Origin of the sequence: Corynebacterium lubricantis DSM 45231, assembly GCF_000379425.1 — a bacterium.
Taxonomy (GTDB): Bacteria; Actinomycetota; Actinomycetes; order Mycobacteriales; family Mycobacteriaceae; genus Corynebacterium; species Corynebacterium lubricantis.
In genome coordinates this window covers 1-18728 of sequence record NZ_KB902184.1, presented here as the reverse complement: position 1 = coordinate 18728, position 18728 = coordinate 1, and the positions used below count along the sequence as shown (strand labels likewise).

Annotated in this window: 10 protein-coding genes and 2 tRNA genes; 9 read left to right on the top strand and 3 right to left on the bottom strand. The window is 45.3% G+C overall.

Features of this window, described 5'->3' with window-relative positions; translation table 11 throughout:
- Positions 1 to 36: 36 nt before the first annotated feature.
- Positions 37 to 112, bottom strand: a tRNA-Asn gene (locus A37O_RS0103050).
- 311 nt (positions 113 to 423) lie between these two features.
- Between A37O_RS0103050 and wecC the strand changes: the two genes are divergently transcribed.
- The 6 genes from wecC to A37O_RS0103025 all read left to right on the top strand — a co-directional run bounded on the left by wecC (position 424) and on the right by A37O_RS0103025 (position 10067).
- The gene (gene wecC, locus A37O_RS0103045; RefSeq protein WP_026196087.1) at positions 424 to 1650 is read left to right on the top strand and encodes a UDP-N-acetyl-D-mannosamine dehydrogenase; all 1227 of its coding nucleotides are present in this window, start codon (positions 424 to 426) and stop codon (positions 1648 to 1650) included.
- Positions 1651 to 1733: 83 nt separating this feature from the next.
- Positions 1734 to 1810, top strand: a tRNA-Ile gene (locus tag A37O_RS0103040).
- A 101-nt stretch (positions 1811 to 1911) separates the two neighbouring features.
- Complete coding sequence (locus A37O_RS16030) at positions 1912 to 3201, top strand: glycosyltransferase family 4 protein (protein ID WP_245533776.1); 1290 nt, start codon at positions 1912 to 1914, stop codon at positions 3199 to 3201.
- Between the two features lie 137 nt (positions 3202 to 3338).
- Positions 3339 to 4736: a glycosyltransferase family 4 protein gene (locus tag A37O_RS16025; RefSeq protein ID WP_169332143.1), complete on the top strand. Its 1398-nt coding sequence runs from the start codon at positions 3339 to 3341 to the stop codon at positions 4734 to 4736.
- Between the two features lie 321 nt (positions 4737 to 5057).
- Positions 5058 to 7643, top strand: a complete 2586-nt coding sequence (locus A37O_RS0103030; protein ID WP_169332142.1) for a heparinase II/III domain-containing protein — start codon at positions 5058 to 5060, stop codon at positions 7641 to 7643.
- A gap of 189 nt (positions 7644 to 7832) precedes the next feature.
- The gene (locus A37O_RS0103025; RefSeq protein ID WP_018296020.1) at positions 7833 to 10067 is read left to right on the top strand and encodes a glycosyltransferase; all 2235 of its coding nucleotides are present in this window, start codon (positions 7833 to 7835) and stop codon (positions 10065 to 10067) included.
- 55 nt (positions 10068 to 10122) lie between these two features.
- On the opposite strand, the gene A37O_RS16020 is transcribed toward A37O_RS0103025, so the two are convergent.
- On the bottom strand, positions 10123 to 10959 hold the full coding sequence (locus tag A37O_RS16020; RefSeq protein WP_083912571.1) for an ABC transporter ATP-binding protein: 837 nt from the start codon (positions 10957 to 10959) through the stop codon (positions 10123 to 10125).
- Positions 10943 to 11818 (bottom strand): ABC transporter permease, encoded by an 876-nt coding sequence (locus tag A37O_RS0103015; protein ID WP_018296018.1) that lies wholly within the window; start codon positions 11816 to 11818, stop codon positions 10943 to 10945. The genes A37O_RS16020 and A37O_RS0103015 overlap by 17 nt, the downstream gene beginning before the upstream one ends.
- Positions 11819 to 12104: 286 nt before the next feature.
- Here A37O_RS0103015 and A37O_RS0103010 point away from each other — a divergent pair, with 286 nt between their 5' ends.
- The 3 genes from A37O_RS0103010 to A37O_RS14525 form a co-directional block, all read left to right on the top strand.
- Positions 12105 to 12467 (top strand): hypothetical protein, encoded by a 363-nt coding sequence (locus tag A37O_RS0103010; protein WP_018296017.1) that lies wholly within the window; start codon positions 12105 to 12107, stop codon positions 12465 to 12467.
- A gap of 58 nt (positions 12468 to 12525) precedes the next feature.
- Positions 12526 to 16428, top strand: a complete 3903-nt coding sequence (locus tag A37O_RS0103000; protein ID WP_156802479.1) for a glycosyltransferase — start codon at positions 12526 to 12528, stop codon at positions 16426 to 16428.
- Positions 16429 to 16739: 311 nt separating this feature from the next.
- A partial coding sequence (locus A37O_RS14525; protein WP_018296014.1) for a CgeB family protein occupies positions 16740 to 18728 on the top strand: 1989 nt, incomplete at its 3' end.

Below are 18728 nucleotides of genomic sequence, written 5' to 3'. Positions count from 1 at the left end.
AAAGCAAAAAACCCGGAACGCGCACGTTCCGGGTAGTGGCTCCCGCAACTGGGCTCGAACCAGTGACCCTTCGATTAACAGTCGAATGCTCTGCCAACTGAGCTATGCGGGATTAAATTTTCTGTTGCTGTCTTGCTCTCTGCAACGATTAGTTACTTTAGCCTGCGTTTGTCATTCAATACAAATCGCCTGCTCAGATATGGAAATTGAAAGAATCTAGTTATTTGGACGGCCTTCGAAGTTGGGCGAATAGAAGTCTGTAAGCCGAGCGAATACATGTCCAAGGTGTTATTATTTTGCTTTGGTACTGAAATGCATAACTGATAAAACCTATGCTGTCCATGTAAAGTATTCTGAAATATTGCTGTACGAAAGGTGACTTGTGTCTGTATCGGTAGAAACTCCCACGAAGTTCAATAGTGTGTGTGTGTCGTGGGACTTGGCTATATTGGACTCCCCACGGCAGCATTTATTGCCTCAAAAGGTGTGAAAGTTACCGGGGTGGACGTAAACATGTCCTACGTGGACACCATTAATCGGGGTGAAGTTCCATTTGTGGAGCCAGGATTCGATGTTCTACTGCGGCAAGTTGTCAAAGACGGCCTCCTTGAAGCGCGTGCGGATCAAGTTGAAGCGGACGCATACATCGTTTGCGTACCAACGCCATTTAAAGAGAATCATGCAGTTGATACGAAGTACATTAATTCAGCTGTCGAGGCGATGGCGCCACATCTTCGTCCAGGGGCATTGGTGGTCTTGGAGTCGACTTCTCCTCCCGGGACTACGAAGGCGATGGCGGAATACATTATTGAACTTCGCCCCGATCTGTCTTTGAATGAAGACGACGAGAATGCAATCTTTGTGGCTCACTGTCCTGAGCGGGTTCTTCCGGGTCAGATCATGGAAGAGATGGAGAACAATGACCGAGTAATTGGTGGTCTGACACCAAAAGGTACAAAGCTCGCTGTTGACCTTTATGGTACATTTTGCACCGCTGAACTGCTTGAAACTGATGCCACAACCGCGGAGATGGCCAAACTTACCGAGAATTCGTTCCGTGATGTAAATATTGCCTTTGCAAACGAACTCTCGCTGATCAGTGATCGCCTAGGGATCGACGTATGGGAACTGATTGAACTTGCGAACCACCATCCACGTGTGAATATTCTTCAGCCAGGACCAGGAGTCGGTGGACACTGCATCGCGGTGGATCCTTGGTTCATAGTTTCTTCGACTCCAGAGGAAGCAAAAATGATCAAGCTGGCAAGGGACGTCAACGACGGAAAGCCTCAATATGTGTTGGGGAAAGTTGAGGATGCAATTTCGAAGATCGAATCGCCGGTAATTGCCGCGTTAGGAATTGCATTTAAGGCCGACATCGATGACTTACGAGAATCGCCATCGTTGAACATTGTACGAGAACTTGCAGAGTCAAACTCGGATCTTGATATACGAGTTGTTGAGCCAAATATCGGAGACCTCCCTGTTTCTTTGGCTGATTTTGTGAATATCAAACTTCAAGATCTGGACAAAGCGATATCCGAGGCTGATGTGGTTCTGCTGCTTGTTGATCATAAGGAATTCAAGAAGATTGATCGATCGACGCTAGCAGGCAAAACAATTATCGACACTAGGGGAGTTTGGCGCTAGTTTAAACAGTTTCGGTCCTTGTCCTTATTAACAGGGACCGAGTTTAAACAGTGCAGGCTCTAATGGTTATAATCAGCGCACTGGGGGCTATAGCTCAGTCGGTTAGAGCCGCGGACTCATAATCCGTTGGTCGCGGGTTCGAGCCCCGCTGGCCCCACCAAGTCAATTACATGATTTTCATGTTATTGTTTTGCCCAGTAATTAATTCTTAAGTAAATGATTATTAAATTTTAATCCGGGGCGATACTATTGAATATTTTAGTGATCTCCCAGTACTGGGCACCTGAAAATGGAGTCCCGCAGAGAAGATGGTCTTGGCTGTCTAAGCTCTTGGTAGATAGCGGGCATGAGGTAACAGTCATCGCACCACCTCCGCACTATGAGCGGAAAATTGCGCTCAACGAGTGGTGGAAGAAAAGGCAGATGAATTCCGCTAGTGACTTGACCATAGGTCCTTCGGGTGAGCGAATACTTCGGACTGGATATTTTCCTGCAGGTCAATCGTTGTCGCGGAAGATCTTAAACCAAGCCGCCGTGGCTTTAGGGGCATTGAGGGTTATAAGTAGGCGGTCTGGGCCTATGAGTTCCTATACCCCAGATCTGATTATTGGAACTGTTCCGGCTCTACCAACTGCCGTAGTAACAGCATTTGCGTCGATGCGTTTTAAAAAACCATACGTAATTGATTTGCGCGATGCCTGGCCAGATTTACTTCGAGAATCTTCGCGTTGGAACAAAAGCACTGGCAAAGCTTCTATCCGAGAGAAAGTATTCTCGATGGGGCCATTACAAGTAATGAAAGCACTAACTGGAGTTGCACTGCGTGGAGTACTAAAATATGCATCTGGTTTAATAGTCACTTCTGCAGCTCTAGAAAGGGAGCTGCAGCAGCGCCATGCTGATCCGAAGGATTCATACTGTCAATGCAGCGTCGTGATTAGGAATGTATTTCCTCCCTTGACCAGAATGAAGGTATCACCCACAAGCGGAAGACCGTTGAATTCCTTGAACGTGCTATATGCTGGAACAATTGGGCGAGCTCAAAATCTCGAGAATGCGATTAATGCGGTTCGGATCGCACTAAGCCAAGGAGTTTGCATCCGCCTCCGTTTTGTTGGAGCTGGGGCTGCTAAAGCCGAGCTTCGAAAATTAGCCCGGGATATCCCTGGCAGCATTGAATTTGTGTATCGACATCCCGCTGATGAACTTGATTCGCACTATTCCTGGGCTGATACTGCGCTTGTCCATCTAACGGACTGGCCAGCGCTAAATAAAGCGGTCCCATCGAAAACGTATGAATTGATGTCGATCGGACTTCACATCACTGCAGTAGCAGATGGGGAAACAGCTAAAATAGTTGATGGTTTAGATGCCGGGCATGTCGTACGTCCAGAATCCCCACGTGAATTAGCGGCGCTTTGGGAGAGCTTTGTGAAGAAACCTGATCTACTCAATGTCGGAGATGCGGGGGCTCAATGGGTTAAGCAAGAAAGAGAAGTGATTGTACCAAAGACACTCCATGATTTTATTTCTAAAGTGACTCAATCATGACTCGGAGTGATTCATTCTTGCATTGGCTCAAAATGGGTTCACTACTTGGAAGCGCAATGTATGGAATGCTGCGCGAGAATCCCAAAAACCTCTACGTTCAGTTCGCTGAACGATTGCGAACTAGTAATAGTGCGTTCGTGTCCAAATTGAGTGCGTTCCTTCCAAAATTTGATAGTGGTGAGCCAAGTCAGATGAAACGGTTCCTAGATTTGGGAGAGTTTTCGCGTGCTATAGAGATTGCAGATGTATCCAGGTCCTCAGAGAGGTTTAGCAAACGAAGAACCATTGAAAAAATACTGCAACTGGAAGTTCGCATTCCCAATGGCCAAGTAATCAATAAATCCAACAGTGGTACAGAGGCACCACGAGTTCTTTATCTGCTAACGAATAGTCTGCCATTTACACAGTCTGGTTATACACAGCGGAGTCAGAATAGTCTCAAGGCTTTGAGCAGAAAAGGAGTAGCGGTGCGTGCTGTCACGCGTCTTGCATACCCTGTTCTGGTGGGAAAACTTCCCAAAGGCCGAGTGCAAACAGTTGAAGGAATTGAATACTCTCGGATGCTTTCATGGCAATATCCGATGAGTTTGCAAAGCCGAGACGACCTCGCAGTACAACTTTTGGTGGACGAAGGCCGCAAGTTTCGTGCAGATTTACTGCATACGACGACGGACTATAAGAATGCTATTGTTGCTGCGCGCGCCGCTGAGATTCTGGAAATCCCGTGGGTTTATGAAGTGCGAGGAGAACTTGAAAATACTTGGCTTTCAAAGCGTGATGAAATAGATCAAGAACTTGCGGAACGATCGGAATTCTATGGAATGGCACGAAGCCAAGAAGATTCGGCGATGTTGTCCGCAAGTCATGTAATCGCTCTGAGTGAGTTATCTAAGCGCCGTATCGTAGAAAGAGGAATTTCTCCCGAGCGAATCACGGTCCTCCCAAATGCGGTAGATTCTGAGATTATTGGTCGAAAGTTCGATCGAGAGGCTATTCGCTCCGAACTGGAGCTTCCAGAAGGTCAAATCTTTGGGGCCGTAACTTCTGTGGTGGATTACGAAGGTCTTGACGGCCTGATATTTGCGGCTCAGAAAATACAGGATGCACATTGTTTGATTGTGGGCGAGGGCGATTCGAGACCCCAACTAGAGTCACTTGCAAGAGAATTAGGAATATCGCAAAGAGTGATTTTTGCTGGGCGAAAACCTCCTGAAGAAATATGGAAGTGGTACGCAGCACTGGATGTCTTCGCCGTTCCAAGAAAAGGCCTAGAGGTTACAAAAAATGTGACACCGATAAAAACGTTGATTGCTCAAGCACTTGGAGTACCCATCGTAGCCTCTGATTTACCTGCGCTTAGGGAAATCACCGGAGGGCACGCAACATACGTCGAAGCGGATAATTGGAGTGAGTTAGCGAGGGCGATTGAAGAGTCGTTTGGAAAGGTTCCAGGTGAAGATTCCATCAGTTGGGTGAGCGATCGAACTTGGCAGAAGAATGCCGAGCTTTTACTTGAAATGTATCGAGGTTGTTAATCGCATCAATCGACAGCCTCTAATGAAAACGGAATCTAATTCTGTTCGGATCCTCACTGGTAGTTCTTGGAGACGAAAGTTCTTTTGGTCACCTACTACTAGTGCAACCAACGAAGCTTAGTCTTTAATTTACGAATGCTAGAGAAGCTATATCTTGCAATAATGTGCGATTCTGTCCAGATCCGTAATCAGATCCTCAATTAGAATCCAAACGTATAATTATTAATTTCTAACAACCAGTCAATTAGGAAAATAATGCCCCTTAGTAGTGAGAGTCACCGAGAATCAGTCGAGTCGTTTGTAGCCCGTCCGACTCCCGCTGTGGCATTGAAAAATGTACGACATTATTTCGAAACTGGAGATCTTCAACTAGATCCTGCATCAAGTGCTGCATACGACAATGGAGAATTTTGGTCAAGCCAAGTTCCCCGCAGTCTTGGTAGAAAAACGCATGGGTGGTTCTTCATCCGTGATTGGGGTGCGGCATGGAATCTTTTAGATGAGTCGGAAACAAGGACACTTGCCACCGAATTCAATAGAATGTTTGAAACCTGGTGCTTAGAGTATCGAAACTCGACCTCAACCATGGCCTACCATGATGAAACTACTGCACAACGCGTGATCAATTTTGTTGTGTTTTTCCATTCCGTAATGGCTAGTTCTTCTTTGTTCAAAATTGACGAGTACCTTGAGTTCATAAAAGATGAGGTAAATCTCTTAGCTTCTTCGGAGTTCTACGCAGGCAAGAATAATCATGGGATGTTTCAAAACATTGCGATATTAGTAGCGGAGGCCTATGGAATTACCACTTCGAATAGTCTTGAGACACACAGTGTGGCAGTCAATCGACTTATTCAGTATTTTAACGAATGCTTCGATGAAGACGGAATTCACCAAGAAAACACGCCGACCTATCATCTTATGGTTTCTCGATATCTCGGTCAGGTCGTGCAGTATCTCGAGTCCATCGGCGAAACAACAAACTTAGCGCATCTTAAAGAGATTAAGGCAAAGGCTGATCATTACGGTGCGTTCGCATTAACTCCTCGAAATCACTTTGTGCCTGTAAGCGACACTAAACTTGGGGTGATTTCAGAGTCACAGGTGAGGAGCGTTTTTGGCGAGAATACGATGATGGCAGCTCATTCGTTTGGAAGAATTTCTGCACCCCCAGCTTCCAAAACATTTGTTTCTACAACTAGTGGCTACGGTGTGTACCGTTCTGATTGGACTCCGCAAGCAGAGTACTTATTTTTTAGTGCGGCATACAATGCTGACTACCATAAGCATTCTGACGAAATGAGCGTGTATTACTTTGCAAATGGACGAGAACTAATCTCAGAAGCCGGCCCAAATGGCTACGAATACTCTGACCCTTTGACGAAATATGGATTCTCAAGTGCAGCGCACAATACGCTTTTAGTCGACGATCAAGGTCTACCACGTGTCGATGACGGTCAAGCTGCTACTAACTTGGTAGATATCGATTCAACCCCAGATACTCTCGATGTAAAAGGTGCGACTACACGGTATCCGGGAGTTGAATGGAGTAGGCGTGTTTTCAAGGGCCACTCGGCACCCGGGCAAGTTGAGATTTTCGATAGCGTACGCTCCCAGAACGAGCGTAAGTACACTTTTCTTTGGCATATCCCAGAGGACACTACACCTATTTTGCGCGGCAATGGCTTAGAAATCTTTGACCGAAGCGACGACCAAAAATTGGGGGAGCTGACTTGGTTCGATGCCACGCCAACACAAGTAAGGCACGTGATTGGCCAGCGGCATCCTTATGTTCAAGGGTGGACATTTCCGACGATGGGGGAAGCGAAAGCTGCATCTGCGATTGAAGTCGTATTTAGCGCAAATTCGTTGGATATTCGGTGGGACCTTCGATCTGAAAACTTCAAACTACTTGACAGAGGCATTACACCACAGTCAAATTGGCAGACTTATTTTGCTGAAAAGCCGGTTAACTATTTATTTGAATACTTTGGGGACGATGAGCAAATTAAGGAACTGGCCATCGTCTTTACCGCTGTTGGACAGAAGTACGACTTTACGTACAACTACCGTGCTTCGATGAAAAAATTTAAGGGTGCCGTCGTTTACATCCTGGATGATTTTGGCGACCAGGGGTCCTACTACCTCGCCAGCAACAGAAACATGGCTGAATTTCGAAGTGTTCAGTCCCTCATCAAACAGCTCGTCCACGACTTGAATTTGACCTTTAACGACGTTATTTCCATTGGTACTGCAAAAGGGGGAAGCGCAGCTCTTCTTCACGGAGTTACTCTTGGAATAAGGCAAGTTCTTGTTGGTGCGCCTCAGTATAAGATTGGGAGCTTCCTGAAGAATCCTCACCCAAATATCCTACGTTACATTGCAGGCGGAACTACAGACGCCGACGTTAGTTGGTTAAACCAGACGGCATTTACGCTTTTGCAATCTGGAACGAGGACGACAAAAGTTTCTATTTTAGTGGGTAAAGGGGATCATCACTATCGGGATCATGTTGTCCCACTGGTTGACGATCTGCATATGTTGGGTTATGCCCCGGAGCTCCTGTTATTGCCAGGTACAACCCATTCTGAACTTGGCGGGGTTTTTCGCGGTTTCCTAGAGAATCTGAATAATTCAATTGGAAGCGACTCCTCGGTGTTGCCAAATGCTATTTCAAGTGATGCAAAAACGAAAAGTGTTGGAGTCGCGGTGGCAAAAGAGCCAGAAACAAGAGTTTGGGCGCAGCTAATCTCCGGAAAAGAACGATTGGGGAAGTTGGTATCTGTTAAGGACGGGACTGCATCGTGGAGTGAATTAGAAAGCGGAATATATCGCGTGAGAATTTACTTCGAAAGAGAAACCGGCGGAGAGCGAAAAGCATTTGGCACTCGAGCCGTTAGGCTTTAAGGAGCTGCAATTTCTATTAATTGGTAGCTTCGTTGGAATAATCCATCAAATTGCCCAATTAGGTAGTAGTTATCAAATCGACTTACAAGATTGCCTAAGTTGAGAATGGCTAGTTCGAGGAATCTCGAATGAATTCAAGCCGCAAGTGAGATTCTATTCGTCGGAAAGAAAAGCTGGAATGGAGTAAAGGTGGAACGTCTACGAAGCTATGATCGATACGCTGACTTGCCGCAGTTTTATTTGGAATCAGTTGACGATGTTTTAGAGTGCCCCACGGTTTCAGGCCTATACACCTATCCAGTCGCCAATGAAATCGTCGATTTTATTTACGAATCAGGTGAATCAGACGTCACCTTGATTTGCTTTGCCTCGGCATCAAACAATGACTCGGAGGCCCCAAAAATTGAGGGCCGGACGTTTGCATCAAAAAATGGAATGTCGCTGTTAGCGTTTGCAGATCCATCTGTTGCCTACGATTCCTCCATTACTACCAATTACATGATGGGAAATAAAGATCATGACTTTCATTCATCGATCGAGTCTATAGTTCGGCATTTTGTTGGAAACGGACGAAAGATTTTCTTTGGAGTCTCGGGTGGGGGGTTTCCAGCTCTCAAAATCGGAAGCTTGTTTCCCGATTCACTCTCATTTGTCGTAAATCCTAGAGTAAACATTCTACTGGGAAAGACCAATTTTAGAGTTAATAAGAAGCTACTCTATGGCACTTTGTCGTACGGCGAGCTTGCGAAACTTAAAGGGCTTTCAATACGTAGCGTCGACAACACGGTCTTATATATCCAAAATATTGGGGACGAAAACTATTTCGGCTTCCAGATGGCACCCTATATCGCCCAATTTGGTCACGGTGCAAATGTTTGGTCGTTTCTCGGCAACTGGGGTAAGGGACACATTGCAATGCCCGGTAGAGAACGCTCTGCTTTGATTAAGTATCTGATCCAGTCTGAAACTTGGGCAGACGGGCTTGAAGCAATTGCAACCCGATTCAGATCACTCGAGGATCTACAAGTTACTCGAGCAGAAATTGAATTAAGTGAAGCGAATCCGAGCGAAAAAGTGCTTGAGATAATTGCACAATCCAAATTGGAGGCAAAAGTGAATCAAAAACTATCTGAACTGCGTAAGATCAACGACTTTCTAAATGAAATGGCGTATTCTGAGGCTCCCAAAAAAGTTGGTTCTGAGAAACCATTGATTATAGGTAGCACTCGGTTTAGCGTATTCATGCCAGATTCAGGGGCTTATAAGGCTAGCAACGGATCAAGGTTTAATAGCACTGAAGAATACTTAGAGTATTTGTACTCCGATGAAAGACTGATTTCTCGAGCGCGGTTATTCTTGACCATTTCGTTGCCTCAAATCGCTCGTGCCGCTGAAAACAGCAGATTCGTTCACGTGGTTAGCTATTCAGAGAATTTGCCCCAAGAATACAAAGAGCTACTTCTTAAAGCTGAAGAGGTCTTCTCGTTCGTAGTTCTTGAAGAAGTAGCTCTCGGTGATGATGTGAAGATGGCATATTCCATTTTCGAGGATAGGTGTAAGCCTGGGGAAGCGGTTGGAATGTTTCGTCTTGATGATGATGACATCTTGAGCGCGAACTATTTCCGAATGATTGAAAAATATGTTCACCCCTGTTTTGCAGGGATGCGCGTTAGCTTGCCGTCTGGATATGTCGCAATTTGGAATGAGGAGGAAGTTTCCTTTGTGAGAGACGCGTATCGTCCCCTCATTTCCATCGGCATGCTTAGCATTTTGAAGAAAGAGGAAGACCACTCCATCACCGAGCCGCCTGTCGCACCTCATAAAACGGCGGATAGATTCGGACCGGTAATAACTGATGCCACAGCATCAGCATTCCTTTGGCTAAGGCATAGCCAGCAAGACACTGAATTGAATCGGTCTGTGATCGCTGATCCAATCGATAGGTTGCAGAGAGAGCTCGTTCGTATTGGTGCTGCAGCCGACCGCGCTGAATTTCTAAAGGAATTCCCTGTTTTGGTCGACTCTATAAGTGCGCAATCCAAGATTGCACTTTTAAATGAGCCAACTAAAATGGGGCGCAAATTAACTGTAGGCTTATCGGAAAAATTGCAAAGTTTTGATTTGGAGTTTTCGATTCGTGCAGGGTCGGGCGTCGATCCGAGGAACTTATTACTATCGTTAGTCTTAGAAACTTCAGGTGGACGTTCAGAAGTTCCTGTAATTGATGTCGAAGGATTTAATGTTCACAAAGATCCTGAAATCGGCGTTTACCAGATCGTTCGACTCAAACGCGGACTTCGAAATTATTCAGTGTCTGTTAATCTCCCAAATAACTTTTACTGCACCGCGGTCAACCTAATTAAGAATAAGAGGCTAGAAACGCGAATTGATATACACAGTGCGTACGCTATCTTTGAAAAGTAGAACACTGATTTGAAAATTCAACTTCTTTCGAGAGAAAGTCTAATCAAGAATCCCATCAGGAATCGAGCATTTTGATTGCCTCTGAATCAGTGATGATCAGGGGCGGCGTGTATCTATCGCGAAATTGTTGAATCAGTTCTTCTGCGCCCTCGTAGTTTCCGTGTGCCACACGGCGGCTCCATTTGTGGTACTTCGGTCCAAAATAGCCAGGCGTGCCATCTCCAATGATTTCCCCCTTGTGGAGCCAGAGGACTCGAGAACAATGTTGTTCAATCACACCCGGAGCGTGTGAAACGATGAAGACTGTGCCGGATGAGTTCAACAGGCTGTCCATTTTCTTCTGTGCTTTTTGAGCAAACGTAGAATCACCTGTTGAGAGCGCTTCATCAATTAGCAAAATTTCTCGGTTGACTGCTGTTGAAATGCCGAACTTAAGCTTTGCACGCATCCCCGATGAATAAGTGCTTAGCGCACGGTCTGCGGCTTCCCCTAGTTCAGTCCACTCAAGAACTCGAGGAACCAGTTCCTCTACTTCCTTTGGTTGGACACCCATTGCCAACAGTCCGATTCTGATATTTTCCCTGCCACTTGCTTTACTTTGAAGTGCTGCCGAAACTCCAAGCAACGTTGGTGCTGACGAGACTCGAACCTCTCCTGTAGTAGGAGCTTCAGAACCAGCAATAATACTTAGAAGTGTTGATTTCCCTGACCCATTTTGCCCCAGAATCCCAATCGATTCACCTGCTGACGCAACGAAATTGATGTTCGAAAGGGCTTGCACCTTTTGGCGCTTTTTACGGCCAAAGATGCTTCGTGTACTTCCATCATTATAGATTTCGTAAGTTTTTGAAATATCTCGTACTACTACGGTGGGGTTACTTAACGTGGTCATATTTCGATTCAGCGCTCCAAAAATAGATAAATCCCAATACGAGAGTAATTACGGTCCATCCTAATAAGTAAAGCCAAACCGAAAATGGCGGAACTGTTCCAAGCATGATTACTGACCTCGCGGCTTGAAGGAACTGATAAATGGGATTTGCCACCATAATCGATTGAAGCGTTGGATTGAAATTGAATCTCTCGATGGTAAAAAAGACACCTGAAACAAAGAACAAGCCACGATTGATTAGTGAAACTAGTGAATTCAGATCAGGAACTAATGCAACTGCGCGGCTCGAGAAAAACATGATGCCTAAAGAAAATAAGTGGGCCAGTAAATAAAGAGGCACCACTAATACAATTGTCCAGCTTATGGGCTTATCTAATTGGAAAAGTAAAGCAATGGCAATCGCAACAATCAATGAAACAGAATTTTCTGCAACATCTTTCAAATTGTTTGAAATAGCTAATGAGGCACGAGGGAAACGAAACGAAGAAATTAAGCTTCGATTGTTTCGAATTAATCTAGAGCCTCCCGAAAGCCCCGAGGTAATAATCTGAAAGAACGCCAACCCAATAATCAAGTACCCAATGAAATTATCGATACCGCGATTTACTTGCAATATGATGCCAAAAACCAGGGCGTAGAATCCGGCTTGGATAATTGGGTCAAGGACTAGCCAAAGACGGCCCAGAAAAAGGTCTTGGCTTGTTGAAAATGCCTTTGAATGTACTTCTGCAAAGATAAAGTGGCGCCTCTGCCACAATTGGCGTATGTACTCTGGAAGAGATGGTCTGGTCGAAACTTCTATTAAGTTTTTATCATTAACCAGTGTGACTGGGCGCTCAGCGGATTCCCTGTTTTCCATTGCTCCCTCTACTTCTCTAGGTAATATCATAAAATAATCGATTTGAATACCAAATGCATAAAACTCCGCATATTGGTTTCGTGCGATAAAATTCGTGAAGCGAGAAATTGCACTACTCTTCCCTTAATATCTCGGAGGAATAGTACTCCCTGACGTTTTAACTATATGTATGGCTTAACAATACCTGTGGCAATCTAACCAGTCTTTAAGGCTGCATTAGTTGTGACATTGTTCTGGCACATTTTCCTGAATTACTGAACCAACAAAATCCAAAAGGAGTTCGGCTTTGTTTCCAGATGAACTTCGCTCCACCAGCGAATTGCACCAACAAAAGATTGCTTATGCTTTTCGTGATCCAGAACTTGCATATAAAGAGCTAAACGAGCTTAGAAACCAGAATAGGTTCGCGGGGAACTCTCAAAAATTGGATTCGATTGATACTCAGGACCTCAAGCGACGACTGAATGAGTCTTTTTTTGCATTAAAGGACGAACGTCAAAAAGTTTCGGCGCTGACTTCCGAGCTAGAAGAAACACGATCAAAACTTGTGCTGCTGCGTAATTCAAGAACTATGAAGGCTGGGCAACTTCTTAGCAGGCCATTTAATCTCATTAAGAAAACTTGGATGCGCATCGGTTTCAAACACTAACGCATAGAAATTTCCCAAAGTGACCGCGCAGAACTCCTAGAAAGTTAGGTATTGAGACTTGAAGATTATTGATTTGACGAATTTCGAAAGTGAACTGAATAAGGCTTGGTACGAGCGTGGATCAATTAGTGAGTCTGAGAAAATCCTACGAACTGCGCAGAAGCACGATTACGAATTCTCAGCAGCAGGGCAGCGGACTGTTGATCGGGTCGAAGGCTCCGTCAGGTTGAGGAACGGTGCAATCTCCGTACCTCCCAGACTTGCTGATGTGGCCTATCTGCCTGAACTGGGACGAATCATGTATGCAGTCCATTCAACCCCAATTTTTAATTCGAATGGGTATTCAACGCGAACCCGCGGAGTAGCTGAGGGAATAGAGTCGGCAGGCGGCGAGGTCGTTGTGGTCGCACGGTCCGGTTATCCATGGGATTCGACCGTCGATGGCAAAATGCCTGTTAATGAGCGCGTTGAGTCTAGTCTCGGAAATATTCCATTTATCCATAATCCAGGCGGAAATCTCAATCAGCAAAGTCTCGATCACTATATCGAGGAATGCTCGGATGTCTTTACTCGCGAAGCTCGTCGAAATCGTCCCGAGATTATTCTTGCTGCATCGAATCATCGAACTGCATTACCTGCTCTCATCTCTGCGAGGCGAGTGGGAATACCCTTTATCTACGAGGTTCGTGGGCTTTGGGAAATCACCGAAGCTGTCAAGAAGCCGGCTTTTAAAGATAGCGAGCACTTTAAGCTGCAGCGAGATTTAGAAACTTTGGTTGCAAGTGAGGCTGATTACGTACTGTGCATCACTCAACAAGTTGCGGATGAGTTGACACGTAGAGGTATTAATGGAAACAAGCTGATCATTGCACCAAATGCGGTGGACATTGAAAGATATGTTTCAATTCCAAAAGACGAGGGATTCGCAAAAAGGCTGAAGTTTGATCCCAAGTTACCCACTATAGGCTTTGCAGGAAGCCTTGTAGAGTACGAAGGCTTAGATACCCTCTTAAAAGCAAGCCAAGTTCTTACTAACAAAGGCGTAGATCACCAGGTGGTGATCGCTGGATCTGGTTCTGAGGAGGAGGCTTTGAAGCACGAAGCTAAAGAACGCGGGCTGGAAAACGTGCATTTCTTAGGGAGACTTCCTCAAAATCAAATTCCAAGATTGCTATCAACTTTTGACATTGTGGTTTGCCCGAGAAAAAGATACGAAATAACGGAACTGGTCTCCCCACTTAAGCCTTTGGAAGCATACGCAGCCGGGCGGCCTACCGTGCTTTCCGACGTGGCACCAAACCGCGACCTTGCCGGCAATAATCAAGATCGCGCTCTGCTATTCAGCGCGGAGAACGAATACGAATTGGCGGAAAAGCTCGTCGAGTTGATCAATGATGACGAACTGAAGCGAGTCTTAGCACGCACCAGTCACCTTTGGGTTGCAAAGGAACGCCAATGGAAGAATATTGGTGAGATAGTTCTTAAAACTAAGACTAAGGCAGTAGAGCATTTCAAGGGCTCAGTTGAACCTGCCAAAAAACTAAATGAGCTTGTAGTTGGGCTCATTGCTGATGAATTCACCACTGAAGCATTATGCGGAAGTGTCCAAATTGAGATTCTAGATAAGAGAAGCTGGCGCCAGCAGATTGAGAATCGGAAACTCGACCTAGTCTTCGTGGAATCCGCGTGGGAAGGTAATGGTGGTGACTGGCATCGTGGTGTCGGGTACTACTCGGAATCTGAGATCGACGACCTATCGCAATTGCTTGATCTTCTGGAAGAAAGGGGGATTCCATCAATCTTTTGGAATAAAGAAGACCCAGTCCACTTTAAGAGATTTTCTCCTACGGCGATCAAATTCGATCACATATTTACGACAGACGCAAACATGATTCCAAAATATCGCGCGCTTAAAGGTGGACGAGTGAAAACTGTTGCTTCCTTGCCCTTTTTCGCGCAACCCTTGATTCATAATCCGATCGCTCGTCGCAACGAATTTCGGAATTCCATTTCCCATGCGGGCACGTATTATGGCGATCGATATAAGGAACGATCCAGTGATCTTCTCCGTCTACTCTCAATTGCGGAAGAATTCGGGCTAGATATTTATGATCGTCAAGCTTCTGTGGAAAATTCTCCGTACCATTTCCCCGAGCACTTTCAAAAATACGTTCGCGGGGCGCTGCCTTATCGCGATGTTGTGGATTCCTACAGAAACCATATCGCACATTTAAATGTTAATTCGGTGACGAACTCTCCAACAATGTTCTCGCGACGAATCGTCGAAATTCCTGCTTCTGGCGGAGTAGTTTTATCTGCAGAAGGCAGAGGAATCCGAGAATCAATTGGTGAAACTATTGCCTCCTCTAATGATCCTGAGACTATCGGCGCCCTGATATTTGCGTGGACTTCTGATGAAAATCAACGTCGTCACGAAATTTGGCGACAAATGCGCACCATATTTCGCGCGCATACTGCTAAATCTGCCCTACTGATAGCATTCAGGACTGCTGGCGTTTGCGTTTCTGAACCTCAACGATCAACTTATGCAGTCATCGTTCCACGCCTTACCGCTTCAATTCTAAGCGATCTAAAGCGGCAGTCATATCCACCAGCTGCCGTAGTCGCCCAATCGGTCGATGTAGATTCGGATCCCGAAATCGCAATTGTAAATGACATTGCTAATCTGGATGATTCAATTGAATACTCGGCGAAGTACATTTCCGATCTGCCAAGGACCTATTACGAAGATTTTCTAATATCTTCAATGTTTGGGGACTGGGGCAAGGTAGGAACTGGCGTGGTTCCACAAAACTACATTGCGTCTAACGAATCCGGTGTCGTGGACGAGGAGGTATTGATCAAACGCTTTGGATCTAATATGAGCGAAATTGCATTCCGACTACCCGATGTGAGAAACGAAACCCCGACGGATGCTGAATCGGAGCCAACATCGGCATCGCTGAATGTTCAAGGCAAGACAGTACTGATCGCAGGTCATGATCTTAAATTCGCAGGTATGCTTATCGACGAGCTCAAACTCAAAGGCGTTCGCTTACTTTTTGATAAGTGGGAAAACCACACAAAACATGATGAAGATTTGTCGCGAAGTTTACTTGCCCAAGCGGATATCGTTTTCTGCGAATGGGGACTCGGGAATGTTAGATGGTATTCGAGGAACGTAAAAGAACATCAGCGTCTTGTCGTCCGAGTGCACCTTCAAGAGATTTCGCGTCCTTATTTGTCCCAAACTGTTCACGGTGCAGTCGATCGATACATTTTCGTCGGCAAACTGATCCGGGACACGGCAGTGCTGACACACGGGGTTCCTTCCAAAAAAACTGTGACTATTCCGAACTCCGTTGATGTGGATGCATTGGACCTCCCGAAAACTAGCGATGCGCGATTTACCCTAGGATTCGTGGGGATTGTGCCGCAGCGGAAAAGAATTGACTTAGCACTAGATCTGCTCGAGAGTCTACGAAAGTTGGATTCACGTTATAGGCTCAGAATAAAAGGAAAAATGTGGACAGATTATCCTTGGCTTCGTAATAGGCCGGAAGAAGTGGCGTACTATCAGCAAATTGAACTTAGAATTGCTGAGTTGAATAATCAATCGCCAGGGACCGTAATTCTGGACGAGTTTGGCGATGATATGGCCGAATGGTACCGAAATATCGGGATTGTATTGTCGACAAGCGACTATGAGTCATTTCATTTGACAATCGCCGATGGCGCGGCATCGCGGGCGTTCCCTGCAATCTTGCATTGGCCTGGTGCAGATTTTATCTATCCTCTTGAATGGCTCAGCTCGTCGATCGATGAGATGGTCAACTCGATTTTGAGTTGGGATGGAAATGGGGACGAGTTCCGGGAAATCATAAGTTCAAAATTTCAGCAAAAGGACGTCACCGATAGGCTTATGAACGCAATTTTTGGTGATATTTCGCCATTGAGATGAAACTGTAACGGTAGTCGGACTAAACCCCGAATACAACTACATCAGTTCGTTTTCTAAGTCGAAAGCAATGCGTTCTATTGGTAATATGGTATCCGATTGGGCCATTTACTTCGGTGCGACAACTACGGGGTTGCATCCGATGATCAATTTTGGCAAATCCGCTCGAACTGGAGTTTAGATGACTTGATTAACGATAATTTCTCTTAATTAGTTGGCGAGCTCTAGATATTGATTTGAGCCCGAAAGCCAAAATCTTTTAATTTAAGTTTCCGCAGCCACAGCTCATGTGCATCTTTGTAGAAAGATCCTTTATGTCGAATCTGAAAGAGTCAGTAATCCCCGCTCACATTGAGGAACAACGATTAATTACGAAGGGCGTGTGGGTAAAGCGAAACAATCAGATCGACCGAGTACCAACAATAGCGTGCATTTTGGATGAATTTTCGATGCAATCCTATGCTCCAGAAGCTAACTTCGTGCCACTCACGATGGAGAATTGGTTCAATGAACTCGAGGAATCTGAGCCAGATCTGCTATTTGTAGAATCTGCCTGGCGCGGCTCGAATGGGTCGTGGTGGAATTCTGTTCAGCGGGCTGGGAAAGAACTCCAAGGTATCGTCGCTTGGTGTAATGCACGGGGAATTCCCACAGTTTTTTGGAATAAAGAAGACCCAGTGCATTTCTCAACGTTTCTTGGCACAGCGAAAATGTTCGATATTATTTTCACCACTGATACTGATAGCATCCCGAACTATAAATCAAATCTAGGAAAAGAAGAAGTCTATTTTCTTCCTTTTGCTGCGCAGCCTCGTGTGCACAATCCTGTTGAAAAGTTCGAGCGAATTGCTGGATGCTCGTTTGCTGGGGCGTATTACTCCAAATACGTGGAAAGAAATAGAGACTTTTCGGAACTCTTCGACGCGATGTCAAGTATCGGTGAGTTTGACATCTACGACAGGAATTTTAATGATGCCACAGAAGAACAAATCTTCCCAGAGAAGTACCAGTCATCCATTGTAGGCACACTTAATCCAAATGACATTGATGTCGCTTATAAGGGCTACGAGTTCGGCCTCAATCTTAATTCTGTAAAACAAAGTCAATCTATGTTTGCCAGAAGGGTGTTTGAACTTCTAGCTTCGAACACTGCGGTTGTGAGCAATTATTCGCGAGGGCTCTATTTGTTTTTTGGCGAATTGGTGTTCGCTACGGATAATTCTGTTGCGCTTAAACAACAGATTGAAAAGATAAAAAGTGTTCCTAACGGATTGAACCGATTCCGGCAAATGGGCTTAAGAAAAGTAATGCGGCAGCATACTTACAAGCACAGACTTCAAGAAATATTGAGCAGAGCTAAAGTTGCCAACGAACTTGGTTCCACTAAGGATGTACTTTTCATAAGTAACGTGATTAATAATGAAGAAGCGTTGATGGCGGTCGCCAACTTTAAGCGACAGAATACTCCGTCATGTCTATTGCTATTAATCGCAGATTCTTCAGTCCAGGCTCCTACAGATTCCGAAATCTATCTTGCAAGAGATAACGAAGAAGCAGCAGAGATTGTACGTGGCCTAGCTTTCGATTTCGTCGGCTTTCTCGACCCTAATAGTTGGTATGGTCCTGAATACGTCAATGATTTACTAGACGTGTTCGAGTGGGCTAAGGTGGCGAGAGTTGGGCATGGCGCCTACTTCCGGGCAGAAGCTGGAAGCACTGTGATTGAACGGTCGACTGATTCTTGGAAAGTCGTGGACGAGGTTCCTTATTTTAGGATGATCGAACAGATCACGCCTTTAGAGTTCCTTTCTAAACGTTCACTTGACCCAAAGTTCACATCGACCGCACTTGCAGTCTCTACCCTTGAATACCTCGAAGGGACAGCCGATGCGAGTGATGCACAACTGGAATTCGTTACAGATTTGAACCTTTATAAAGGAAAAAGCCTTAATGAAATTGAATCATTCGGTGAAAACCTAGAGGTCTTGAGTTCAGAGCATGTTGCTCAAGGTCGAACTGCAATCCCAGTATCTGAACTTTTGGGGGATTCGGGGAGTACTTCTAATGTGCGTTTTTCGGGGTTGGGTGATGGTTCAGTTCGGATTGAATCTTCGTTGAGTGAGGGTGCGCATGAGTATGTGTATAACCCTGTGCTGATGGATCCGTTTATGCTTCCTGAGGTGCAGGGAGGTGAAGTGTTTGTTGGTTCGACTCCTGGGCTCGATTCGATGTTGACGTTTATTTATTTTGATGTTCAGGATGTCAGGGTTGGACATTCGACGTTGTTCTCGGGTCGGAATAAT

What these genes read in the sequence shown, in the direction of transcription:
- A37O_RS16020 (WP_083912571.1), bottom strand. Translation starts at nt 10,959, where the DNA reads ATGACCACGTTAAGTAACCCCACCGTAGTAGTACGAGATATTTCAAAA.
- A37O_RS0103015 (WP_018296018.1), bottom strand. Translation starts at nt 11,818, where the DNA reads ATGGAAAACAGGGAATCCGCTGAGCGCCCAGTCACACTGGTTAATGAT.